Origin of the sequence: Halomonas sp. H5, from assembly GCF_050613175.1 — a bacterium.
Lineage (GTDB): Bacteria > Pseudomonadota > Gammaproteobacteria > Pseudomonadales > Halomonadaceae > Bisbaumannia > Bisbaumannia salifodinae.
Genome location: NZ_CP192510.1, coordinates 1490950 through 1513384, shown reverse-complemented (window position 1 = coordinate 1513384; position 22435 = coordinate 1490950). Strand labels below are relative to the sequence as shown.

Here is a 22435-nt window from a genome sequence, read left to right as displayed (position 1 = left end):
CCTCTTGCCGGCGGCGTATGCTGGAGACATCTCAAGGAGGTTCCCCTATGCGTCCCGTACTCTATCTCTCCCATGGCTCCCCGGACCTGGTGCTGCGCCAGCACCCGGCCCGGGATTTCCTCACCGAGCTGGGGCGGCGCCTGCCGGCCCCGCGTGGTGCCCTGGTGGTCTCGGCCCATTATGAAAGCCCGGAGATTCGCCTGGGCAGCGACCCGAGGCCGGAGACGCTCCACGACTTCTATGGTTTTCCCGAGGCCCTCTATCGCCTGCGCTACCCCGCACCGGGGCTGCCCGAGGCGGCCAGCCGCCTGGCCGAACGCCTCCTGGACCGGGGCCTCGCGGCCCGCCTCGAGCCGAACCGCCCCCTCGATCATGGCGTCTGGTCGCCGCTTTCCCTGGTCTGGCCCGAGGCCCGGGTGCCGCTGATGCCGATCAGCGTACCCATGGCGGCCAGCCGCGACGAGCTGCGCCGCTTCGCCAGGACCCTGGGCGAGTTCGCCGAGGCCGAGGGGCTATGGCTGATCGGCTCCGGGGCCGCCACCCATAACCTGGGCGATCGCAAGCCCTTCGCCGCCGCCCCGGACGCCTGGGCCCAGGCGTTCCATGACTGGGTTCGCGACCGCGCCGCCGAGGGTGACCCGGAGGCGCTGCTGGCCTGGGCCGAACGGGCCCCCGCCGGACGCCATGCCCATCCCACCCCGGAGCACCTGCTGCCGCTGTTGGTCTGCGCCGCCGCCCTGGAGGGCGAGCCACTGCGCGCCCTCCACGAGAGCTTCACCTTCGGCAACCTGAGCATGCTGATGCTGGCCAGCCAGCCCCTCGCCGAGGCCTGGGAGTCGGGGCGCCTGGCCTGAACGCAGCGGGCCCGCCGAATGGCGGGCCCGAAGGGATCATGGGATGGGGAGCCGCCTTGCGACGTCTCAAGCCTTGGTGGCGAAGCCGCGCTTTACAAGCCCCCCCGCCCGCCCCGACCTGGCTCAAGCCTGGCTATCGGGCCCCAGGCTCAGTCGCGGAAGTTGTTGTACTGCAAGGCCAGCTCCGGCCCCTGCTCGCCCTTGAGCAGGGCGATAACACCCTGCAGGTCATCGCGCTTCTTGCCGGTGACGCGGACCTTGTCGCCCTGGATCTGCGCCTGCACCTTGAGCTTGGAGTCCTTGATCAGCTTGACGACCTGCTTGCACTCGGCGGCCTCCAGGCCCTGCTTGAGCTTGACCTCCTGGCGCGCCTTGACGCCGCCCAGCTGCGGCTCCTGGGGATCCATGCAGCGGGCATCGATGCCCCGGGCGATCAGCCGATTGCGCAAAACGTCGAGCATCTGCTGCAGCTGAAAATCCGCCTCGGCCTCGATATGCACCACCTCGCCCTCGAGGCGGAAGCTGGCATCGACGCCGCGGAAATCAAAGCGGGTCTGGATCTCGCGGTTGGCCTGATCCACCGCGTTGGTGGCCTCGTGGCCGTCGAATTCGGAAACGATATCGAAGGAAGGCATGGGCAGCTCCTGACAATGGGTGCGGCGATTCTAGCAGCCTGTCGGGCTTGACCGATCGTCGCGAGAGAAACGGATTTCGAGACAAGTTTATCGATCGGATGAGGCGAATAGCGAGCTATTTAACGAATCTGATCGAATGAAATTGGCCGAAAGCCCGGATTTCGCAGCAGATCAGCGTTATGCCTGACAGGCTGCTAACCCAGCCGCGCGGGCCTTTCATCCGCCGCCGGGTCCTCCGCGACCAGTGCCTTGCTCATCTGCCAGGCGGCACAGCCATCGACGTAGTAGTCGTCCAACCAGCGGGTCAGGCGAAAGCCCCGGCGGCGATAGAGGGCCAGGGCCGCCCGATTATCGGCGCGCACCTCCAGGTGCAGGGAGTCACAGCCCCGGCCCCGGGCCTCCTCCTCCAGGCATTCCAGCAGAACCCGACCCAGGCCGCCGCCCCGGGCCTCGGGGGCCACGCAGAAGGAGTAGAGGCGGGCCCGGCGGCTATTGCGGCGCAGCAGCAGGGTGCCATAGCCGAGAATGGCCTCGCCATCCACCAGCAACCAGGTGCTGGCATGGGCCGGCCCCAGCAGATGCGCCAACTGGCGACGGGTGAAGCGATCGCCGACGAAGCAACGCTGCTCGAGGGCATAGAGGGCGGCCAGGTCCTCGAGGTGACCGGGCCGCAGTTGGGCTGACATGAAGGCGTCCTCAGCAAAGGTCCAAGGATATTGTGCGATGCACCCGAGACCCTGTCACCGCCCGTGATAATGAAATAAATCAATTATCCCTGCCTCCCCGCCCGTCCCATGCTGCGTCCATGGCCGCCACCCCGGCGCCCCGCCACCGAGGACACCCATGCACGCCCTGCGCATCGTCGTCGACAAGCTCAGCGACTGGTCCCCCTATTACCCCAGTGACGATCTGATCGCTGCCGACGACTACCTCTCCCGGTCTCCCCTCGACGGCGAGTCCGGCACCACCCGGGTCCTCAACCTGTGCGGTGACCTGGAATATCTGGGCCGCGGCTACTATGTCTCGCTGCTGGCCCAGGCCCGTGGCCAGCGGGTACTCCCCACGGTAGAGACCCTCAACCAGTTGGCCCGCAAGCCCCTGATCGACCTGGAGCTGGAAGGCCTGGAACCGCTACTGAACACCCTGGCACGCCAGGGAGCCCTGGCCGGCGACGTCCTTCGCCTGCGGATCATGTTCGGCGAGTGCGAGCCGCCGGCCCTGGCACGCCTGGCCCGGCGGCTCTTCGAGCGACTGCCCTGCCCATTGCTGGAGGCCCAGCTGACTTCCCGACAGGGCCAATGGCGGCTGACCCGACTGCGCCCCCTGCGCCTCACGGCCCTCCATGGTGACGAGCAGGATCGCTTCGCCGCGGCGCTCAATCGCCACTCGCGGCGCATCTGGCGCACGCCCCGGGCGCGACGTCGCTACCGCTTCGAGCTGGCCATGCTGGTGGATCCCCAGGAGACCCTGCCGCCCAGCAACCGCGGCGCCCTGAAGCGCTTTATCCGCGCCGGCCGGCGCCTGGGCATCGACGTCTCGCTGATCACCCACCGCGACCGGGGGCGCCTGGCGGAGTTCGATGGGCTCTTTATCCGCGAGACCACCGCCCTGGACCATCCCAGCTATCAACTGGCGCGCCGCGCCGAGCACGAGGGGCTGGTGGTGATCGACGACAGTCGCTCCATCCTGCGCTGCACCAACAAGGTCTACCTGCACACCCTGCTCGAGGCCAAGGGCATCCCGGCCCCCCAGGGGCACCTCCTCCAGCGCAGCGAGCGTCATCGGCTGGCCGAGTTGGCCTCGACCCTTAGCTATCCGCGGGTACTCAAGGTACCGGATGGCGCCTTCTCCCGTGGCATCGTCAAGATCGACGGCCCCGAGGCGCTGCAGCGGGAGGCGGCGCGCCTGTTCGAGAGCTCGGCCCTGCTGCTGTTGCAGGAGTGGCTACCCACCGACTTCGACTGGCGCATCGGCGTCCTCGATGGTCGACCGCTGTTCGCCAGTCGCTACTATATGGCGCGGGGGCACTGGCAGATCTACGATCACTCGGCGGCCAAGGTCCGCAGCGGCGGCTTCAGCACCCATGCCATCGAGGAGGTCCCGGCGGCGGTGGTGCGCACGGCACTGAAGGCCACGCGGCTGATCGGCGACGGCCTCTATGGCGTCGACCTCAAGCAGATCGGCGAGCGGGTGGTGGTGATCGAGATCAACGACAACCCCAATATCGATGCCGGCATCGAGGACCGGGTCCTGGGGGACCGCCTCTACGAAACGCTGATGGGGGTCTTTCTGGCACGCATGGAGACACAGCGTCGCCGACTCGGTTAGCCGGGTCGGGGCAATAACAAGGCAGTGATCAGCAGAAAGTGGCGCGCTTGGCTCCCCGAGCAGGACTCGAACCTGCGACCCAATGATTAACAGTCATTTGCTCTACCAACTGAGCTATCGGGGAACAACGCCTTGCAGGATCTCAGACCGGGATAGGAGATGGCTCCTCGAGCAGGACTCGAACCTGCGACCCAGTGATTAACAGTCACTTGCTCTACCAACTGAGCTATCGAGGATCGGTCTGAGCGGTGTTCGTCGCGCTGCGGTTGGCTCCCCGAGCAGGACTCGAACCTGCGACCCAATGATTAACAGTCATTTGCTCTACCAACTGAGCTATCGGGGAACAGCGTCGAACACGGGGCGTAGTATAAGGATTATTGCTTCGGGGTCAAGGGGTAAGCTGGCTTTCCAGGCCAAAAAGCAAACCGCCGCCCGGAGGCGGCGGTCATGTCTGGCGGTGCAGCATCAGGTCATGGCCGGAGACGCATAGGAGATCGGGGCCCGGGCGCTCTTCTCTTCGAAGGTAACGATCTCGAAGGCCTCGGGACTCTCCAGCAGCACGCGACATAGCTGATTGTTCAGGGCATGCCCCGACTTCACGCCACGGAACTCGCCGATCAGACTATGGCCCAGCTGATAGAGGTCGCCGATGGCATCCAGCACCTTGTGCTTGACGAACTCGTCCTCGTAGCGCAGGCCATCCTCGTTCATGATCCGGTAGTCGTCCACCACGATGGCATTGTCGAGGCTGCCGCCGAGGGCCAGGTTGTGGGAGCGCAGGTACTCGAGGTCGCGCATAAAGCCGAAGGTGCGCGCCCGGGAGACCTCCTTGACGAAGGAGGTGGTGGAGAAATCCACCACGGCGCACTGATCGCGCAGCGCCATCACCGGATGATCGAAGTCGATGGAAAAAGCCACCTTGAAGCCATCATAGGGCAGGAAGGCGGCCTCCTTGTCGTCCTCACGCACCACCAGCTCGCGCTTGATGCGGATAAACTTCTTGGCGGCCTCCTGCTCCTCGATACCCGCGGACTGGATCAGGAACACGAAGGGGCCGGCACTGCCGTCCATGATCGGCACCTCGGGGGCACTGACCTCGACGATGGCATTGTCGATGCCCAGGCCGGCGAAGGCGGACATCAGGTGCTCGACGGTGGCCACCTTGACGCCATCCCGGGACAGGGCGGTGCACAGGGTGGTGTCGGTGACGTTGCCCGCACGGGCGGGAATCTCCACCACCGGGTCGAGGTCGGTACGCACGAAGACGATGCCGCTGTTGACCGGGGCCGGCCGCAGCGTCAGGTAGACCTTCTCGCCGGAGTGCAGGCCGACGCCGGTGGCGCGAATGGTGTTGCTGAGAGTGCGTTGTCGGATCATGGGTAACCGCCAGGCAAAAAGCTTGTTATCAAACGGTGTTCACTATAGCAGCGAACACCCGTTTTACCAAAAGATTCTCGCCCAACGGTCACTATGTATCCGATAGCCGCCATCAATCGGCCTGGCGGCGCAGGAAGGCCGGGATATCCAGGTAGTCATCCAGCTCCTGGGAGCGACGCTTCTCGGCGCGGGCCTTGGACGACGCCTCCTGCTCCGCCTTGGCGGCCTGCTGGCGGGCCACCGCGGGCTGCTGCTGCAGCTTGCGGTAGTCCGGGGAAGGCTCGGAGCGACTCACCGTGGTGTCGCGCTGGACCGGCTTCTGGACGCGACCGTCGAGGCCGGCGGCCACCACGGTGACACGCAGCTCGTCGCTCATCTCCATGTCGATGGAGGTCCCCACCACGATGGTGGCGTCCTGGGAGGCGAACTCCTGGACGGTGGCGCCCACGTCGTTGAACTCGCCGATGGAGAGGTCGGGGCCGGCGGTGATATTGACCAGAATCCCGCGGGCACCATGCAGGTCGATATCCTCCAGCAGGGGGCTTCGGATCGCCTTCTCGGCGGCCTCCCGGGCGCGGTTCTCGCCGGTGGCGCCGCCGGTGCCCATCATCGCCATGCCCATCTCGGACATCACGGTGCGCACGTCGGCGAAGTCGACGTTGATGATGCCGGGGCTGGTAATCAGCTCGGCGATGCCCTGAACGGCGCCCAGCAGGACGTCATTGGCGGCACTGAAGGCGGTGAGCAGGCTGGCGCTCTTGCCCAGTACCGAGAGCAGCTTCTCGTTGGGGATGGTGATCAGGGAGTCGACGTGCTCGGAGAGCTCCTTCATGCCCTCCTCGGCGGCACGCATCCGCTTGGGCCCCTCGAAGGGGAAGGGACGGGTCACCACCGCCACGGTGAGGATGCCCAGCTCCTTGGCCACCTGGGCCACCACCGGGGCACCACCGGTGCCGGTGCCGCCGCCCATGCCGGCGGTGATAAACACCATATCGGCACCACTGAGCAGCTCGGCGATGCGCTCGCGATCCTCCATGGCGGCCTGGCGCCCCACCTCCGGGTTGGCACCGGCCCCGAGGCCCTTGGTGATTTCGCCACCCAGTTGGAGAACGGTCTTGGCGGCGACCCGCTTCAAGGCCTGGGCATCGGTATTGGCGCAGATGAACTCCACGCCCTCGATGCTGCTCTCCACCATATGGTTGACGGCATTGCCACCACCGCCGCCCACGCCGATCACCTTGATGACCGCGCTGCTTGAGGGCGCGTTATCTACCAGCTCGAACATAAGCCCCGTCTCCCGGACCGCTCGCGGCCCTATCAGAAATTTCCTTTGAACCAGCTCTTCAGCTTGTTGAATGCCAGCATGCCATCCTTGAGCCCACCACGCGGGGTAGTCTCGCGCCTCGGCTGGGCCGGAACGGTGCGTCCATCCCCCTGACGACCATGCTCCTGTCGGGCTTCACGCATACCGTAATGTAGCAAACCCACCCCGGTGGAATAAATCGGGTTACGCACCACATCGGCGAGGCCGCGCACCTTCTGCGGGCAGGCGATGCGCACCGGCATATGGAAGATCTCCTCCGCCAGTTCCACCACCCCCTCCATGCGCGAGGTGCCACCGGTGAGCACCACCCCGGCGGCGACCAGGTCCTCGAAGCCACTGCGTCGCAGTTCGTCACGAATCAGGGTGAAAAGTTCCTCGTAGCGAGGCTCCACCACCTCGGCCAAGGCCTGGCGAGAGAGGTCCCGGGCCGGCCGATCGCCGACGCTGGGCACCTTGATCATCTCGTCCCCGGAGGCCAGCTGAGTCAAGGCACAGGCATACTTGACCTTGATCTCCTCGGCGTACTGGGTCGGCGTACGCAACGCCATGGCGATATCATTGGTAACCTGGTCGCCGGCGATGGGGATCACCGCGGTGTGGCGAATGGCGCCCTCGGTGAAGACCGCGATATCGGTGGTCCCACCGCCGATATCCACCATGCACACCCCCAGTTCCCGTTCGTCCTCGGTGAGAACCGCCAGGCTGGAGGCGAGCTGTTCGAGGATCACCGCGTCCACCTCGAGGCCGCAGCGCCGCACGCACTTCTCGATATTCTGCACCGCATTCAGCGCCGCCGTGACCAGATGGACCCGTGCCTCCAGGCGCACGCCGGACATGCCCAGCGGCTCGCGAATGCCCTCCTGGGTGTCGATGGCGAACTCCTGGGGCAACACGTGCAGCACCCGCTGCCCCTCGGAGATGGCCCGCGCCCGGGCCGAATCGATGACCCGATCGATATCCGAAAGCGTCACCTCGCGATCCTTGATGGCCACCACTCCATCGGAATTCATGGAGCTGATATGGCTACCCGCCACCCCCACATAGACCGAGTGGATATCGCAGCCGGCCATCAATTCGGCTTCCTCGACGGCGCGCTGGATCGACTGGACGGTGGATTCGATATTGATCACCACGCCCTTCTTCATACCGTGGGACGGATGAGAGCCGATACCGGCGATTTCGATGCCGCCATCGTCGGTGGGTTGCCCCACGATCGCCACGACCTTGGATGTTCCGATATCCAGCCCGACTACCATATTGGAAGCATTGGGTTGTCCTGCCATGGGTCGTGATCACTCCTAGATTCTCGCCGAGGCACAGGGTCGTTTAAAACGACAATAAAGACATAGCGCCAATTATAGGAACAAGTGTGCACTCAGCACCAGTCTAACCAGAAAGCACAGGCCAGAATACGGAGAATTATCGTGAAAAGAAACTCCCCTGACCCGGAAAAAACCGCCATTTCATTCAGCCATTGTGCGCCGACTCGAGCCCTTCGCTATCGCTCTCGCCATGCCAGGCCACGGCGATCCCATTGGGATAACGCAGATCGATATAACGAATATGCTCCTCCAACTGCCCCAGTTCGCGCTCCCAGGCGGCGGCGAATCGCGCCAGCCGCGCCGGGCGATCGTTGCGCCCCAGCATCACCCAGATACTGTGATCGAGCTGCAGACGCCAGGCACCGCGGGCCTCGAGGCGCAACTGGGTGACCTCCACGCCCAGCTCCTCCAACCGGGCCTGCAACTGGCGATAGTAGGCCAGCACCTCGGGGCCGCTGCCCGGCGGGCCGGCCAGATCCGGCAGCCCCGTGGGCAACCCCTCGCCATCGAAGACGAAGGGCTCGCCGACGGCATTGAGCAGGAAGTCATCGTGCCAGCGGGCCACCGGACGCTGCTCCTCCAGCTCGAAGGCCAACACATCCGGCCACCGGCGACTGATCCGCACCTCCGCCAGCCAGCCGACCTCCCTGGCCCGCTCACGCAGTTCGCCGAGGTCCACCGATAGCCAGGTCTCCCCCACCACCAGGGGCGCCAGTTGGCTACGCAGGTAGCCGGGGCCGACATGGCGCACCTGGCCATCGATCACCACCCGCTCGATGGGACGATCCAGCCATAGCCAGAGGGCACGGCCACCGGCCACCAGCACCAGGGCCATCAGCACCAGGCCGAACAGCGATCCTCGCCGCATGCGCATGGTCGCCTAGGACGCCGGGGCGGTAGCGAGGATCGCCAGTACCAGGGCATCGAAGTCGATGCCGGCATGGGCGGCGGCCTGGGGCACCAGGCTGTGATCGGTCATCCCCGGCACCGTATTGACCTCCAGCAGCCAGAAGCGTCCCTGGCCGTCGCGCATCACGTCGATACGCCCCCAGCCGCGGCAGCCGATGGCCTCGAAGGCGGCACGGCAGAGCTCGCCGAGCTCGGCTTCCTCCGTCGGGCTCAGGCCGCAGGGCAGGTGATACTGGGTGTCGTTGGAGACGTACTTGGCCTCGTAGTCGTAGAAGCCACTGGGCACCTCGACGCGGATCGCCGGCAACACCCGGCCACCGAGCAGCGACACCGTGTACTCCTCGCCGCGAATAAAGCGCTCGGCCATCACCTGGGCATCGAAACGCGCCGCCTCGCGATAGGCGGCGGCCAGGGACTCGGCATCCTCGACGATGGTGATGCCGAGCGTCGAGCCCTCGTGCACCGGCTTGACGATCAATGGCAGGCCGAGGCGCCCACAGACCGCCTCCCAGTCCGCCCCCTCGTGGAGCAGCAGGCTCTGCGGCGTGGGCAGGTCCAGGGCCTGCCACACCTGCTTGGTGCGCTGCTTGTCCATGCCCAGCGCCGAGGCCAGCACGCCGCTGCCGGTATAGGGGATCTTCAGCAGTTCCAGGGCGCCCTGCAGGGTACCGTCCTCGCCGCCACGGCCATGCAGGGCGATAAAGACGCGGTCCGGGGCCAGGCGCTCCAGGCCCACCAGGCCGCCCTCGGCGGGATCATAGCCCTGAGCATCCACGCCGCTGCGGCGCAGGGCGTCGAGGACCGCCTTGCCGCTGACCAGGGAGACCTCCCGCTCGGCGGAGTCGCCGCCATAGAGCACCACCACGCGACCATAGTCGCCCTGCCTCGCCTCGGTCATAGACTCACCTCGTCCAGCTGCAGTTGGGCCTCGGCCAGGCGTTGGGCGATGCCGCCCACGTCGCCGGCCCCCTGGGTAATCAGGATATCGCCGGGGCGCAGCACCCGCGTCAGCAGCGCCGGTAGCTCCGCCTTGTCGGCCACGAAGAGGGGATCGACCGCGCCCCGCTGACGGATCGACCCGGCCAGGGTCTTGCCCTCGGCCCCGGGAATCGGCGCCTCGCCGGCGCTGTAGACGTCCAGCAGCAGCAGGGTGTCGACCCCGGAGAGCACCCGCACGAAGTCCTCGTAGAGATCCCGGGTGCGGGTATAGCGATGGGGCTGATAGAGCATCACCAGGCGCCGCTCGGGCCAGCCGGCGCGCACCGCCCGGATCACCATCTCCACCTCCCGGGGATGGTGGCCGTAATCGTCCACCAGCATCACCTCGCCGCCCCCCTCGGGGGCGGCGAAGTCGCCCTGCACCTGGAAGCGCCGCCCGACCCCGGCGAAGCCGGCCAGGCCACGCACGATGGCCTGGTCATCGACGCCGGCGTCGCTGGCCACGGCGATGGCCGCCAGGGCATTGAGGGCATTGTGCTCGCCGGGCATGGCCAGGCGCACCGCCAGCGGCGCCAGGCCATCGGGACGCAGGGCGGTGAAGCGGATCTCGCCGGCCTCCTGGACGAAGTCGGTGATGCGGTAGTCGGCGTCCTCGCTGAAACCATAGGTCACGAACTGGCGGTGCAGCCGCTCGCGCAGCTCCCGCACATTGGCGTCATCGATACACAGCACCGCCAACCCGTAGAAGGGCAGGTTGTGGAGAAACTCCACGAAGGTGGTCTTGAGGCGCTCGAAGTCGCCGCCATAGGTGCTCATATGGTCGGCATCGATATTGGTGACGATGGAGACCATGGGCTGCAGATGCAGGAAGGAGGCATCGGACTCGTCGGCCTCCGCCACCAGGTAGTCGCCCTCCCCCAGCCGCGCATTGGTGCCGGCGCTGGTCAGCTTGCCGCCGATCACGAAGGTGGGATCGAGCCCGCCCTCGGCGAGCAGGGTGGCGGTCAGGCTGGTGGTGGTGGTCTTGCCATGGGTGCCGGCCACGGCGATGCCGTGACGGAAGCGCATCAGCTCGGCGAGCATCTCGGCGCGGCGCACCACCGGCACCCGATGCGCCTGGGCCCAGGCGATCTCCGGGTTGCTGGCATCGATGGCGGTGGAGACCACCACCACGTCGGCGCCTTCCACATGGGCCTCGGCGTGGCCGATGGCCACCGGGATGCCGCAGCCACGCAGGTGGCCGACCACCGCGGAGTCGCGGATATCGGAGCCGCTGACCCGGTAGCCCTGGTTGGCCAGTACCTCGGCGATGCCGCACATGCCGGCGCCACCGATGCCGATGAAATGAATGCGCCGGATGCGGCGCATGCCCAGGCCGAGGCCCTGGCGGGGGGTATCATTGCTCAAAACCAATCTCCATGCAGCCTGCCACCAGGCGATCGACGGCGTCCAGCTGGGCCTGGGCCCGGGCGCGGCTCGCCATGCTGGCAAGGGTGGGGGGATCCAAGAGGGCCGTCAGACGCTCGGCGAGATGCTCGGCAGTCAACTGTGCCTGGGGCAGCAGCTCCGCCGCCCCGGCCCCGACCAGGGCCCGGGCATTGGCGGTCTGGTGGTCGTCGACGGCGTGGGGAAAAGGCACGAAGAGCGCCGGCTTGGCGGCGGCGGCCAGCTCGCTGACGGTCAGGGCGCCGGCCCGGCACACCACCAGGTCGGCCCAGTCGTAGGCCGCGGCCATCTCATCGATAAAATCGCTCACCCGAGCCTCGACCCCGGCCGCCGCGTAGGCGGCCCGGGTCGCGTCCTGCTTGTCGCGGCCGGCCTGATGGCGCACCTCGGGACGGCTCGCCTCGGGCAGCCGCGCCAGGGCCGGCGCCAGGGTCTCGTTGAGCGCCTGGGCGCCCAGGGAGCCCCCCACCACCAGCAGGCGCAGCCGGCGCCCGGCCATCGCCTCGGCGTCGCGGGGCCGCTCGCCCAGGGCGGCGATCTCGCCGCGCACCGGGTTGCCGACCCGCTCGGCACGCCCCGCCGGAAAGGCCTCGGGGAAGGCCGCATAGACCCGCCTGGCCAGCCGCGCCAGGGCCTTGTTGGTCAGCCCCGCCACGGCGTTCTGTTCGTGAATCACCAGGGGCCGGCGCATCAGCCAGGCGGCCAGGCCGCCGGGGCCGCTGGCGAAGCCGCCGAGGCCCACCACCAGCTGGGGGTCGACCTCGGCGATCACCCGCCGCGCCTGCCAGACGGCGCGCAGCAGCTTGAACGGGGCGAGCAGCCAGCCGGCCGCCCCCTTGCCGCGCAGCCCGGCCACTTGAATATGGTGCAGGGGAATCCCCGCCGCGGGGACCAAACGGTTCTCGATGCCCCGGGGACTGCCCAGCCAGGCCACCTCGATGCCCCGGGCCGCCAGGCCCCGGGCCAGGGACAGGGCGGGAATCACATGGCCGCCGGTACCGCCGGCCATGATCAGCACGCGGCGCTTGTTATCACTCACTACAGACTCCTCGCACGCTTTGCACTCCCGGTACGTCCCGCCGACTCCCGGGAAGTCGGCCGTGCCGGGCGCAGGCGCCGCTGAAAACGCCGGGTCTCGATATCGGCGCGCAACACCAGGGCCACCATGGCGCCGCACACCAGCAGGCTCGAGCCACCATAGCTGAGCAGCGGCAGGGTCAACCCCTTGGTGGGCAGCATGCCGCTGCTGACGGCGATATTGATAAAGGCCTGGGCACCGATCACGAAGGCGATACCGTAACTCAGATAGGCGGCGAAGGGCAGCCGCGCCAGCTCCGCCCGGCGTCCCACGACCAGCGCCCGCACCACCAGCAGCAGGAAGAGGCCGATGACCGCGATCGCCCCCACCAGCCCCAGTTCCTCGGCCAGTACGGCGAAGACGAAGTCGGTATGCGCCTCCGGCAGGTAGAAGAGCTTCTGGATGCTGTTGCCGAGCCCCATCCCCAGCCAGTGGCCGCGCCCGAAGGCGATCAACGACTGGGTGAGCTGGTACCCGCTGGCGAACTGATCGGCCCAGGGATCGGCGAAGCTGGTCAGGCGCGCCACCCGATAGGGCTCGGCCACCGCCAGGTAGGCCCCGGCCAGGCCCACCAGCACCAGCAACAGGCCGAAGCGCCACAGCGGGGCGCCGGCCATCAGCAGCATGCCCATCATGCAGCCGCCGATCACCACCACGGCGCCGTAATCGGGCTCGAGGATCAGCAGACCCGCCGCCACCAGCATGATCACCAGGGGCCGCAGGAAGGCCCCCCACTCGCGACGCACCTGGGGCAGGAAACGCTCCAGGTAGCCCGCCAGGTAGATGATCAGGCACAGCTTGGCCACTTCCGAGGCCTGCAGGTTCAAGGGAAACCCGGGCAGGGCGATCCAGCGTCGGCTACCGTTGACCTCGCGACCGACGAGCAGCACCAGCACCAGCAGGCCGAGGCCCACCACCAGCAGCAGGGGGCCATTGGCCCGCCACCAGGCCAGGGGCACGCAGGCCACTCCGGCCGCCACCACCAGGGTCAGCAGCACGAAGGCACCATGGCGCAGGCTGAAATAGTAGGGGTTACCGGTCAGGCTGGAGGCCACCCCGGTGGAGGCGGAAGTCACCATCACCCAGCCGATCAGCAGCAGCGCCAACGCCGCCACCAGCAGCCAGGCATCGAAGGGCCCCTCCCCGCCCGGGGTCGCCGGGGACTGTCGCCGCGGGCTCATGAGGCGGCCTCCCGGTGCGCCAGCACCCAGCGCCGAAAGGCCTCGCCGCGTTCCTGATAGTCGGCGAACTGATCGAGGCTGGCGCAGGCCGGCGACAGCAGCACGCAGTCGCCGGGCGCGGCGATGGCCGCCGCCCGCGCCAGGGCGCTCTCCAGGTCCGTCACCCGGGTCAGGGGGAGGTGGCCCGAGAGCGCCGCCTCGAGGCGTTCGGCATCGGCGCCGAAGAGGATCGCCTCGCGGCCATGGCGGGCTAGCGGCGCCGCCAGGGGGGCGAAGTCGGCGCCCTTGCCGACGCCGCCGGCCAGCAGGATCAGGCGGCCATCCAGGGTCGGGCCGAGCCCGGCGATGGCGGCCAGGGTCGCCCCCACATTGGTGCCCTTGGAGTCGTTGATCCAGGCCACCCCGTTCCACTCCGCCACCAGCTCGCCGCGATGGGGCAGGCCGCGGAAGGCGCGCAGGGTGGCGAGCATGGCGTCCAGGGGCAGACCCAGGCGGTGGCCCATGGCCAGGGCCGCCAGGGCGTTGGCCTGGTTATGGCGGCCGCGCAGGCCCAGCTCGGCGCAGGGCAGCAGGGCCTCGGCACCATGCATCAGCCAGTCGCCGCCCTCATCCCGGGCGGCCAGGCCCCAGTCATCGCCCTCGGGGGCGGCGGTGGTAAAACGCGACAGATTCGGCGGCGGCGTCTCGGGCCAGGTGGCGGGATCCTCGGCGTTGATCACCCCATGGGCGGCGCCGCGGAAGATGCGCTGCTTGGCGGCGCGATAGCCGGCCAGGTCGCCGTGGCGATCCAGGTGATCCTCGCAGAGGTTGAGGAAGGCCGCCGTCGCGGCGCCCAGCCACGGCGTGGTCTCGAGCTGGAAGCTGGAGAGCTCCAGCACGAAGAGCTCGGCGTCGGGCCGGTCGTGGAGCAGGTCCAGGGCCGGGGTGCCCAGGTTGCCGCCTACCGCCACCCGATGACCGGCGGCCCGGGCCATCTCCCCCAGCAGGGTGGTCACCGTGGACTTGGCATTGGAGCCGGTAATGGCGGCGATGGGCGCCCTGGCCTCGCGCACGAAGAGGGCGATCTCGCCCACCAGCCGGGGCTCGCCGGTGGCCGGATCAAGGGCCTCGGCGAGGCCCTCCAGGCCCGGGGTGGCGGGGTCCACGCCGGGGCTCAGCACCACCTCGGCCACCCCGGAGAGGTCCAGGGCGGTGAGCGCACCGCAATGGATCGGCACCCCCGGATGGGCGGTGCGAAAGTCGTCCAGCCCCGGCGGTGCCGGGCGGGTGTCCGCCATCATGAAAGGCACGCCGCGGCGGCTCAGATGGCGAGCGATGGCACGGCCGGAGATGCCCAGCCCCACCACCAGCGTGGTTCCCGGCGTCACTTCGATCATGCACTACTCCTCGGCATCTCGCGCCCTGGTGTTATCGGATCTTGAGGGTCGCCAGGCCCATCAACACCAGCACCACGGTGATGATCCAGAAGCGCACGATGACCCGCGGCTCGGGCCAGCCCTTGAGTTCGAAATGGTGATGCAGGGGCGCCATGCGGAAGATGCGTCGCCCGGTGAGCTTGTAGGAGCCCACCTGGAGGATCACCGAAATGGTCTCCATGACGAAGATACCGCCCATGATAAAGAGCACGATCTCCTGGCGCACGATCACCGCCACCACGCCGAGGGCCGCGCCCAGGGCCAGGGCCCCCACGTCGCCCATGAAGACCTGGGCCGGATAGGTGTTGAACCACAGGAAGCCGAGGCCGGCACCGGCGATGGTGGCGCAGAACACCGCCAGTTCCCCGGAACCGGGAATCACCGGGATCTGCAGGTAGTCGGCGAACACCGTGTTGCCGCTGGCGTAGGCGAACACCGCCAGGCCCATGGCCACCATCACGGTGGGCATGATCGCCAGGCCATCGAGGCCGTCGGTGAGGTTCACCGCATTGGAGCTGCCGACGATCACCAGGTAGGTGAGCACGATATAGAAAAGCCCCAGGGGCAGCACCACGTCCTTGAACAGCGGCACGATCAGGCTGGTCTCGACGGGGCTGGCGGCGGTGACATAGAGCACCACGGCGGCGGCCAGGCCGATCACCGACTGCCACAGGTACTTCCAGCGCGCCGGCAGGCCGCGGGGATTCTTCTCCACCACCTTGCGGTAGTCATCGACCCAGCCGATGGCGCCGAAGCCCAGGGTCACCGCCAGCACGATCCACACATAGTGGTTGCCGAGATCGGCCCACAGCAGGGTGCTGACGGCGATGGCCATCAGGATCATGGCCCCGCCCATGGTGGGGGTGCCCGCCTTGGAGAGGTGGGACTGGGGGCCGTCGTCGCGCACCGCCTGTCCGATCTGGCGCTCCACCAGGCGGCGGATCATCCAGGGCCCCAGCCACAGGCACAACAGCAGTGCCGTCAGGGTCCCCAGGATCATCCGCAGGGTCAGATAGTTGAAGACATTGAAGGCGCTGAACAGCGGCGCCAGAAGATCAGCCAGATATAGCAGCATGTGTCCTATTCACCTTGATGCCTTGCCGTGAGCGCATTCACCAGGCGCTCCATGCCGGCACTGCGCGACCCCTTCACCAGCACGCTGGCTCCCGGCGGCAGATGGGTTTGGGCATGGCGCGCCAGCGCCTGCCAATCGTCGAAATGCTCGCCCCCCGGTCCGAAGGCCTCGGCCGCCGGGCGGGCCCCCTCCCCCAGGGTCAAGAGGCGCTGGATGCCCAGGGCCCGGGCGTGGCGCCCGACCCGGGCATGCAGCGCCGGTGATGCCTCGCCCAGCTCGCCCATGGCGCCCAGCAGGCACCAACGGGGCTCGGGCAGCTCGGCCAGCAGCCCCAGGGCCGCCTCCACCGCCCCGGGGTTGGCGTTGTAGCTGTCGTCCAGCACCCGGCTGCCACGAATCCCCGCCAGCGGCGTCAGGCGCCCCGCCAGGGGTTGGGCCGCCGCCAGGCGCTCGAGCAGGGTCGCCTCGTCGAGGCCCAGGGCCAGGGCCGCCGCCGCCGCGGCCAGGGCATTGGCGACGTTATGGCGTCCCAGCAGGGCCAGTTGGACCCGTCCCAGCTCGCGGCCGTCGCGAACCAGCGTGAAAGCATAGCGCCCGAGGGCATCACAGACCAGCGCCCTGGCCTGCAGCCGGGCCGGCGACTCGCCCTCCCCCACCACGGCGAAGTCGAGGACCTCCCGGGGCCGGGCCAGGGCGCGCCATACCGGGAAGAAGCGGTCGTCGCGGTTGAGCACCGCCACTCCGTCATCGGGCAGGGCGGCGAGGATCTCGCCCTTGGCCTGGGCGATCTGGCCCAGGCCGCCGAACTCCCCCACATGGGCGCCGGTGACATTGGTGATCACCGCCACCCGGGGCGCGGCCAGGGCCGCGGTCCAGGCGATCTCGCCGAGGTGATTGGCGCCCAGCTCCACCACCGCCTGGCGGTGCGCCGGGGTCAGCTCGAGCAGGGTCAGGGGAGCACCGAAGTCGTTGTTGAGGTTGCCCCGGGTGGCCAGGGTACCGGGGCCCAGCAGGGTCGCCAGCAGCTCCTTGACGGTGGTCTTGCCGCTGTTGCCGGTGATCGCCACCAGGGGCCCGCCCCAGGCCCGGCGCCGAGCCTGGCCCAGCAGGCCCAGGGCCAGCCGGGTATCGGCCACCGGCAGCTGAGGCAGGGGGTCGTCCACGCCCCGAGAGACCACCGCCGCCACGGCCCCGGCCTCGCGCACCTGGGCCAGGAAGTCGTGGGCGTCGAAACGCTCGCCCACCAGGGCCACGAAGAGATCCCCCGGGGCCAGGCGACGGCTGTCGGTGACGATGCCTCTCACCGGCGTCTCGGGGGCCGTCACCGCCTCGATACCCAGCGCCTCGGCCACCTGCCCCAGGGTCACCAGGCCGCAGCTCGGGAGTGTCTCGCTCATGGGCGCGCCTCCAGGGCCGCCTCGGCGGCCTCCCGATCACAGAAGTGGTGCTTGACGCCGGCGATCTCCTGATAGGTCTCGTGGCCCTTGCCGGCCAGCAGCACCACGTCCTCGGGAGCGGCCTGGGCGATCGTCCAGGCGATCGCCTCACCGCGCCCGGCCACCTCATGAATGCGCTCGGCGGGGAACTCGTCGAGGCCCTGGCGAATCGCGGCGCGGATCGCCGCCGGCGCCTCGCCGCGGGGGTTGTCGTCGGTAATCACCAGTCGATCGGCCCGGGTCGCCGCGGCGGTCCCCATCAGGGCCCGCTTGCCGGGATCGCGATCGCCGCCGCAGCCGAACAGGCACCACAGGCGCCCCTGGGTGCCCAGGTGATCGCGCAGGGCCCCCAGGGCGTTCTCCAGGGCATCCGGGGTGTGGGCATAGTCCACCACCACCCCGGGCCGGCCCGGGCGGCGCAGCAGTTGCATGCGCCCCGGCACCGGGGACAGATGCTGCGCCGCCTCGGTCAGGGCGGCCAGGGGCTCGCCCTGGCCGTAGAGCAGCGCCATGGCCAGCAAGACATTGTCGAGATTGAAGCGCCCCATCAGCGGCAGCTCCAGGGCGAACTCTCCCTCGGGGCCCGCCACCAGGGCGCGCTGCCCCCGGGCATGGGGCCACCAGTCGAGCACCCTCAGGGTGGTGACCGCGTCGCACCCGATGGCCAGCACCCGCACCGTGCCCTGCCTGGGCACCCCCGCCAGCATCAGCCGCGCCAGGGGGGCGTCGCCATTGACCACCGCCAACTCGAGTTCCGGGCGCCGGAACAGCCGCGCCTTGGCGGCGGCATAGGCGGCCATGCTGCCGTGATAGTCGAGGTGGTCACGGCTCAGGTTGGTAAAGGCCGCGGCCTGCACCCGGGTGTCCTGGAGGCGGTCCTGATCCAGGGCATGGGAGGAGACCTCCATGGCCACCCGTTTCGCGCCCTGGGCGACCAGGGCCCCCAACTGGGCCTGCAGGGCCAGGGGCCCGGGGGTGGTCTGCTCCCCCTCGACCAAGCGGTCGGGGCGCCCGAAGCCGAGGGTCCCGATCATCCCGCAGGGGGTGCCCAGGGCCTCGCTGAGCAGGGCCACATAGTGGGTCACCGAGCTCTTGCCGTTGGTGCCGGTGACGCCGATCAAGGGCAGCTCGGCGGGCACCCGGAACAGCGCCCGCCCCAGCTCGGCCTGGCGCGCCTTGAGCCCCGGCAGACACAGCACCCGGGGATCCTCGGGGGGCGTCATATCGGCGCCGGTCTCGGGCTGATGGCAGAGCACCAGGGCGGCGCCGGCGGCCAGGGCCGCCGGGATATGCTCGCGGCCGTCGCGCTGCACCCCGGGCAGGGCGACGAAGACATCGCCCGCGGCCAGGGTCCGGCTATCCAGCACCAGGCGGCGGGACCCGGGGGCCAGGCTCACGGGGCACTCGGGCCAGAGGCGCGCCAGGCACGCCGTCAGGTGTTGGCTCTCCACCTGCATAGTCTCTCCTCGTCGCGGCGCGGGGCTCATCGGTCGGCATCCGGGGGCACGTCCAGCAGCCGCAGGGCGTTGCCGGTCACCCGGGAAAAGACCGGCGCGGCCACCGCGCCTCCATAGAACTCTCCGGCGCGGGGGTGATCGATCATCACCACGGTGACGATGCGTGGGTCGGAGATGGGCGCGATACCGGCGAAGACACTGCGGTAGGCGTTTTCCTGGTAGCCGTCGGCGCCGGTCTTGCGCACCGTGCCGGTCTTGCCGCCGACCCGATAGCCTTCCACCTGGGCCTGGCGCCCGCCGGTGTAGGCCCCCACCGAGGACTCCAGCAGCTCCAGCAGGGTGCGGGCCACTTCGGGGTCGATGGCGGGCTCGCCCCGGGGCGGCTCGTCCAGGCGCAGCAGCGAGGGCGGCAGGCGTACCCCCTCGTTGGCGATGGCGGTATAGGCGCTGGCCAGTTGCAGGGCGGAGGTCGAGAGGCCATAGCCATAGGCCAGCGCCGCCCGCTCGCTGCGCGACCAGCGCACCGGTGCCGGCAGGCTACCGGTGGCCTCGCCGGGGAAGCCGGTCTCGGTGCTCTGCCCCAGCCCCAGGCGGCGGTACTGGTCGGCGATAACGTTGGGCTCGAGCTCCAGGGCCAGCCGTGACATGCCGATATTGGAAGACTTCTCGAGGATACCGGAGAGGTCCAGCTCGCCATAGTTGCGGATATCGCGGATGGTGAAGCGGTCGATGCGCATCCAGCCCGGCGAGGTATCCACCACCGTGTCCCGAGTCACCTCGCCGCTGGAGAGTATGGCCGCCATGGCCAGGGGCTTCATCACCGAGCCCGGCTCGAAGACATCGACGATGGCCTGATTGCGCAGGCCGCGGGGGTCGAGGCCGGCACGATTGTTGGGGTTATAGGAGGGCTGATTGGCCATCGCCAGCACCTCGCCGGTGCGGGCATCCAGCATCACCACCACGCCACCCTCCGCCTCGTGCTCGGCCACCGCGGTCTTGAGCTCCCGATAGGCCATGTACTGCAGGCGCTGATCGATGGACAGGGTCAGGGTGCCGCCGGGCCGCGACTCGCGCAGCAGGGCCAGGTCGCGCACCAGGCGCCCGCGGCGGTCCTTGAGCACGCGCCGCTGCCCCGGGGCACCGGCCAGATAGGGCTGGAAGGCCAACTCCAGCCCCTCCTGCCCCTGGTCGTCCACGTTGGTGACGCCCACCAACTGGGCGGTCACCTCGCCGGCGGGGTAGTAGCGCTTGTACTCATCCTGGCCGTAGACCCCCGGCACCTCCAGGTCGAGGATGCGCTGGGCCTCGGCGGGGGTCACCTGGCGGCGCAGGTACATGAATTCACGCTCGGCGAAACGCTCGATACGGGTATTGAGGGCATCGAGCTCCAGGTCCAGAGCACGGGCCAGCATCAGGCGCTGAATATGGTCGTCGGGAAGTTCCTGGGGATTGGCCCAGAGGCTCACCACCGGAGTGGAGATGGCCAGGGGCTCGCCATGGCGATCGGTGATCATGCCGCGATGGGCGGGAATGGGGTCGACCCGCAGGGTGCGGGCATCGCCCTGCCCCTGGAGGAAGGGGCGCTCGATGACATGCAGGTAGACGATGCGCCCGGCCAGCAGCCCCATGGCCAGCAGCACCAGCCCCAGCACCAGCAGGAAGCGCCCCCCGGCCAGGGGCTCGGACTGGGCACGACGACGCCGGCTGGCGGCATCCTGGGCGGCACTGCTCATGGCCGGATCACCTCCGCTTCATGCACATCGGGCAGGCGCATCTCCAGGCGTTCCACCGCCAACCGCTCGACGCGTGCCGGCGACGACCAGGCGCTCTCCTCAAGCAGCAGCTGGCCCCACTCGGTCTGCAGTTGGTTGTGCTCCCGCTCCAGGCGCTGCAGGCGGGCATACTGCTCCCGGGTCAGGTGGCTGGAGGCGACCACCGCCACCGCACTGACCAGGGTCCCGCCCACCAACAGGGCCACCAGCAGCAGGCCGGTGCCGATCCTGAGGCGCCTGAGCGAGGCAAGGTCGATTCGTCCCTGAAACATGCCGCCCTACCTCAGCTTGCGCGCCACCCGCATCACCGCACTGCGGGCACGGGGGTTCTCGGCCACCTCCTCGTCCCCCGGGCGCCGTGCCTTGCCCAGCGCCTCCAGACGACGATTGAGCTGGTCCTCGCGCAGGGGGACCCCCCGCGGCAGATGGGTGTCGCCCCGGGCCTGGTCGCGAATAAAGCGCTTGACCCGGCGATCCTCCAGGGAGTGGAAGCTGATCACCACCAGATGACCGCCCGGGGCCAGGGCCTCCAGGGCCGCCTCGAGCGCCGCATCGAGCTGCTCCAGTTCGCCGTTGACCTGGATGCGCAGGGCCTGAAAGGCCCGGGTGGCGGGATGCTTACCCTTCTCCCAGGCGGGATGGGCGGTCTTGATCACCTCGGCCAGGTCCTGGGTGCGGGTAAAGGGGTGCTCGCCGCGACGGGCGACGATGGCCCGGGCCAGGCGCCGCGCATAGCGCTCCTCGCCATAGGTCTTGAACACCCGGGCGATCTCGTCCTCCTTGACCCGCGCCAGCCAGGCCGCGGCGCTCTCGCCGTGGGTCGGGTCCATGCGCATGTCCAGGGGACCGTCGCGCAGGAAGCTGAACCCCCGCTCGGGATCGTCCAATTGAGGAGACGAGACGCCGATATCGAGCAGGATGCCGGAGAGGCGGCCGTGCAGGCCATGGGCCTCGGCGAACTCGCCCAGGCGGGAGAACTCGCCCTGTTCGATGCTGAAGCGGGGATCATCGATGCGCCCCGCCTCGGCGATCGCCTGGGGGTCGCGATCCACGGCCAGCAGCCGCCCCGCCGACGCCAGGCGCGCGAGGATGGCACGGGAATGGCCGCCACGGCCGAAGGTCCCATCCAGGTAGGTCCCTTCGGGATCATGCACCAGGGCCTCGACGGCGCCGTCGAGCAGGACGCTGGCGTGCTGGAAGGAGGGCGCGAGGGTCTCGGATGAGGACATGGGATTCCGCTAAGGTGCCTGGCCAAGGCCACGGCATGCCGTGGCGGGGGATAAATAGAGAGGGAGTCGGCCATTAAGCCGGGTTCTGTCGTGGACAGCCATTCATCTAGGAGACGCGTCGCCGCGCCCCTCAAGCAACCTACCCGAACCCAACGCGGGCCACGCCAACGGGTTCCTATTTGGTCTTGCTCCGGGTGGGGTTTACCGTGCCACGCACTGTTACCAGGCGCGCGGTGCGCTCTTACCGCACCCTTTCACCCTTACCGGCTTCCCGAGAGAAGCTTAGGCGGTCTACTCTCTGCTGCACTAGCCGTCGGCTCGCGCCGCCCAGGCGTTACCTGGCACCCTGCCCTATGGAGCCCGGACTTTCCTCCCCCGACCAAAGGCCGGCGGCGACTGTCTCGGCCGACTCCCAAGCGGGCAAGGATAACAGCGCGCCGCCGCCCCCACAACCGGCCCCGCACCGAGGACGGTGGCACGGCAGTAAGCTATCACTTCACCTTGGGCGCCACGCTGGATTATCGGGCATCCTTCAAGGCCTGGGCCTGAGCGCACCACGGTTACCTGGCGCCCCCAACACCCGGGCGGCTAGCGCCGCACTCTGCTTGACGCCCACCCGGCCCCGCGCCGAGGGCGCCGGCATGGCAGTAAGTTATCA

The 22435-nt window shown here is 68.8% G+C and carries 19 protein-coding genes, 3 tRNA genes and 1 other RNA gene; 2 read left to right on the top strand and 21 right to left on the bottom strand.

The features are described 5' to 3' along the window. Positions 1–47: 47 nt before the first annotated feature. Positions 48–854, top strand: coding sequence for a DODA-type extradiol aromatic ring-opening family dioxygenase (locus tag ACQ1W9_RS06950; protein ID WP_431025929.1), 807 nt, complete (start codon positions 48–50; stop codon positions 852–854). Between the two features lie 149 nt (positions 855–1003). Here ACQ1W9_RS06950 and ACQ1W9_RS06945 read toward each other — a convergent pair whose 3' ends face one another. Next, positions 1004–1489: a YajQ family cyclic di-GMP-binding protein gene (locus ACQ1W9_RS06945; protein ID WP_346063463.1), complete on the bottom strand. Its 486-nt coding sequence runs from the start codon at positions 1487–1489 to the stop codon at positions 1004–1006. 194 nt (positions 1490–1683) lie between these two features. Further along, positions 1684–2175, bottom strand: a complete 492-nt coding sequence (locus ACQ1W9_RS06940) for a GNAT family N-acetyltransferase (protein ID WP_431025928.1) — start codon at positions 2173–2175, stop codon at positions 1684–1686. A gap of 157 nt (positions 2176–2332) precedes the next feature. Here ACQ1W9_RS06940 and ACQ1W9_RS06935 point away from each other — a divergent pair, with 157 nt between their 5' ends. After that, the gene (locus ACQ1W9_RS06935) at positions 2333–3817 is read left to right on the top strand and encodes a RimK family protein (protein WP_431025927.1); all 1485 of its coding nucleotides are present in this window, start codon (positions 2333–2335) and stop codon (positions 3815–3817) included. Between the two features lie 48 nt (positions 3818–3865). On the opposite strand, the gene ACQ1W9_RS06930 is transcribed toward ACQ1W9_RS06935, so the two are convergent. From ACQ1W9_RS06930 to rnpB, 19 genes are all read right to left on the bottom strand, one after another. Beyond that, positions 3866–3941, bottom strand: a tRNA-Asn gene (locus ACQ1W9_RS06930). A gap of 36 nt (positions 3942–3977) precedes the next feature. Further along, a tRNA-Asn gene (locus ACQ1W9_RS06925) sits at positions 3978–4053 on the bottom strand. A gap of 31 nt (positions 4054–4084) precedes the next feature. After that, positions 4085–4160, bottom strand: a tRNA-Asn gene (locus ACQ1W9_RS06920). 122 nt (positions 4161–4282) lie between these two features. Further along, a complete protein-coding gene (lpxC, locus tag ACQ1W9_RS06915; protein ID WP_431025926.1) occupies positions 4283–5194 on the bottom strand; it encodes a UDP-3-O-acyl-N-acetylglucosamine deacetylase in 912 nt (303 codons plus the stop codon). A 112-nt stretch (positions 5195–5306) separates the two neighbouring features. After that, positions 5307–6479 carry a cell division protein FtsZ gene (ftsZ, locus tag ACQ1W9_RS06910; protein WP_431025925.1) on the bottom strand — a complete coding sequence of 391 codons (1173 nt, stop codon included), beginning with the start codon at positions 6477–6479 and terminating at the stop codon, positions 5307–5309. A gap of 32 nt (positions 6480–6511) precedes the next feature. Then, positions 6512–7801 (bottom strand): cell division protein FtsA, encoded by a 1290-nt coding sequence (gene ftsA, locus ACQ1W9_RS06905; protein WP_195860993.1) that lies wholly within the window; start codon positions 7799–7801, stop codon positions 6512–6514. 184 nt (positions 7802–7985) lie between these two features. Next, positions 7986–8708: a cell division protein FtsQ/DivIB gene (locus tag ACQ1W9_RS06900; RefSeq protein ID WP_431025924.1), complete on the bottom strand. Its 723-nt coding sequence runs from the start codon at positions 8706–8708 to the stop codon at positions 7986–7988. A gap of 12 nt (positions 8709–8720) precedes the next feature. Beyond that, complete coding sequence (locus ACQ1W9_RS06895) at positions 8721–9647, bottom strand: D-alanine--D-alanine ligase (RefSeq protein WP_431025923.1); 927 nt, start codon at positions 9645–9647, stop codon at positions 8721–8723. After that, on the bottom strand, positions 9644–11056 hold the full coding sequence (murC, locus tag ACQ1W9_RS06890) for a UDP-N-acetylmuramate--L-alanine ligase (RefSeq protein ID WP_431026420.1): 1413 nt from the start codon (positions 11054–11056) through the stop codon (positions 9644–9646). The genes ACQ1W9_RS06895 and murC overlap by 4 nt, the downstream gene beginning before the upstream one ends. A 28-nt stretch (positions 11057–11084) precedes the next feature. After that, complete coding sequence (gene murG / locus ACQ1W9_RS06885) at positions 11085–12143, bottom strand: undecaprenyldiphospho-muramoylpentapeptide beta-N-acetylglucosaminyltransferase (protein WP_431026419.1); 1059 nt, start codon at positions 12141–12143, stop codon at positions 11085–11087. A gap of 29 nt (positions 12144–12172) precedes the next feature. Further along, the gene (ftsW, locus tag ACQ1W9_RS06880; RefSeq protein WP_431025922.1) at positions 12173–13393 is read right to left on the bottom strand and encodes a putative lipid II flippase FtsW; all 1221 of its coding nucleotides are present in this window, start codon (positions 13391–13393) and stop codon (positions 12173–12175) included. Beyond that, positions 13390–14769, bottom strand: a complete 1380-nt coding sequence (gene murD / locus ACQ1W9_RS06875; protein ID WP_431025921.1) for a UDP-N-acetylmuramoyl-L-alanine--D-glutamate ligase — start codon at positions 14767–14769, stop codon at positions 13390–13392. The genes ftsW and murD overlap by 4 nt, the downstream gene beginning before the upstream one ends. A gap of 31 nt (positions 14770–14800) precedes the next feature. Beyond that, entirely contained in the window at positions 14801–15883 is a 1083-nt protein-coding gene (mraY, locus tag ACQ1W9_RS06870) for a phospho-N-acetylmuramoyl-pentapeptide-transferase (protein ID WP_431025920.1), read from the bottom strand. Between the two features lie 5 nt (positions 15884–15888). Then, positions 15889–17280, bottom strand: a complete 1392-nt coding sequence (locus ACQ1W9_RS06865; RefSeq protein WP_431025919.1) for a UDP-N-acetylmuramoyl-tripeptide--D-alanyl-D-alanine ligase — start codon at positions 17278–17280, stop codon at positions 15889–15891. After that, positions 17277–18776 (bottom strand): UDP-N-acetylmuramoyl-L-alanyl-D-glutamate--2,6-diaminopimelate ligase, encoded by a 1500-nt coding sequence (locus tag ACQ1W9_RS06860; protein WP_431025918.1) that lies wholly within the window; start codon positions 18774–18776, stop codon positions 17277–17279. The genes ACQ1W9_RS06865 and ACQ1W9_RS06860 overlap by 4 nt, the downstream gene beginning before the upstream one ends. 26 nt (positions 18777–18802) lie before the next feature. Beyond that, complete coding sequence (locus tag ACQ1W9_RS06855) at positions 18803–20509, bottom strand: peptidoglycan D,D-transpeptidase FtsI family protein (RefSeq protein ID WP_431025917.1); 1707 nt, start codon at positions 20507–20509, stop codon at positions 18803–18805. Beyond that, entirely contained in the window at positions 20506–20820 is a 315-nt protein-coding gene (gene ftsL / locus ACQ1W9_RS06850) for a cell division protein FtsL (protein ID WP_346063449.1), read from the bottom strand. The genes ACQ1W9_RS06855 and ftsL overlap by 4 nt, the downstream gene beginning before the upstream one ends. A gap of 6 nt (positions 20821–20826) precedes the next feature. Beyond that, positions 20827–21777 carry a 16S rRNA (cytosine(1402)-N(4))-methyltransferase RsmH gene (gene rsmH / locus ACQ1W9_RS06845; RefSeq protein ID WP_431025916.1) on the bottom strand — a complete coding sequence of 317 codons (951 nt, stop codon included), beginning with the start codon at positions 21775–21777 and terminating at the stop codon, positions 20827–20829. Positions 21778–21835: 58 nt separating this feature from the next. Further along, positions 21836–22190, bottom strand: an RNA gene (gene rnpB, locus ACQ1W9_RS06840) — RNase P RNA component class A. Positions 22191–22435 lie beyond the last annotated feature (245 nt).

Bases quoted from the DNA above. Each gene is read 5' to 3' on its own strand.
- mraY (WP_431025920.1), bottom strand. From the start codon at position 15,883: ATGCTGCTATATCTGGCTGATCTTCTGGCGCCGCTGTTCAGCGCCTTC.
- ACQ1W9_RS06855 (WP_431025917.1), bottom strand. From the start codon at position 20,509: ATGAGCAGTGCCGCCCAGGATGCCGCCAGCCGGCGTCGTCGTGCCCAG.
- ACQ1W9_RS06950 (WP_431025929.1), top strand. From the start codon at position 48: ATGCGTCCCGTACTCTATCTCTCCCATGGCTCCCCGGACCTGGTGCTG.
- ftsL (WP_346063449.1), bottom strand. From the start codon at position 20,820: ATGTTTCAGGGACGAATCGACCTTGCCTCGCTCAGGCGCCTCAGGATC.
- ACQ1W9_RS06935 (WP_431025927.1), top strand. From the start codon at position 2,333: ATGCACGCCCTGCGCATCGTCGTCGACAAGCTCAGCGACTGGTCCCCC.
- murD (WP_431025921.1), bottom strand. From the start codon at position 14,769: ATGATCGAAGTGACGCCGGGAACCACGCTGGTGGTGGGGCTGGGCATC.
- ACQ1W9_RS06860 (WP_431025918.1), bottom strand. From the start codon at position 18,776: ATGCAGGTGGAGAGCCAACACCTGACGGCGTGCCTGGCGCGCCTCTGG.
- ACQ1W9_RS06865 (WP_431025919.1), bottom strand. From the start codon at position 17,280: ATGAGCGAGACACTCCCGAGCTGCGGCCTGGTGACCCTGGGGCAGGTG.
- murC (WP_431026420.1), bottom strand. From the start codon at position 11,056: ATGCGCCGCATCCGGCGCATTCATTTCATCGGCATCGGTGGCGCCGGC.
- ACQ1W9_RS06895 (WP_431025923.1), bottom strand. From the start codon at position 9,647: ATGACCGAGGCGAGGCAGGGCGACTATGGTCGCGTGGTGGTGCTCTAT.
- ftsZ (WP_431025925.1), bottom strand. From the start codon at position 6,479: ATGTTCGAGCTGGTAGATAACGCGCCCTCAAGCAGCGCGGTCATCAAG.
- rsmH (WP_431025916.1), bottom strand. From the start codon at position 21,777: ATGTCCTCATCCGAGACCCTCGCGCCCTCCTTCCAGCACGCCAGCGTC.
- murG (WP_431026419.1), bottom strand. From the start codon at position 12,143: ATGGCCGGCGGTACCGGCGGCCATGTGATTCCCGCCCTGTCCCTGGCC.
- ACQ1W9_RS06900 (WP_431025924.1), bottom strand. From the start codon at position 8,708: ATGCGGCGAGGATCGCTGTTCGGCCTGGTGCTGATGGCCCTGGTGCTG.
- lpxC (WP_431025926.1), bottom strand. From the start codon at position 5,194: ATGATCCGACAACGCACTCTCAGCAACACCATTCGCGCCACCGGCGTC.
- ACQ1W9_RS06940 (WP_431025928.1), bottom strand. From the start codon at position 2,175: ATGTCAGCCCAACTGCGGCCCGGTCACCTCGAGGACCTGGCCGCCCTC.
- ACQ1W9_RS06945 (WP_346063463.1), bottom strand. From the start codon at position 1,489: ATGCCTTCCTTCGATATCGTTTCCGAATTCGACGGCCACGAGGCCACC.
- ftsA (WP_195860993.1), bottom strand. From the start codon at position 7,801: ATGGCAGGACAACCCAATGCTTCCAATATGGTAGTCGGGCTGGATATC.
- ftsW (WP_431025922.1), bottom strand. From the start codon at position 13,393: ATGAGCCCGCGGCGACAGTCCCCGGCGACCCCGGGCGGGGAGGGGCCC.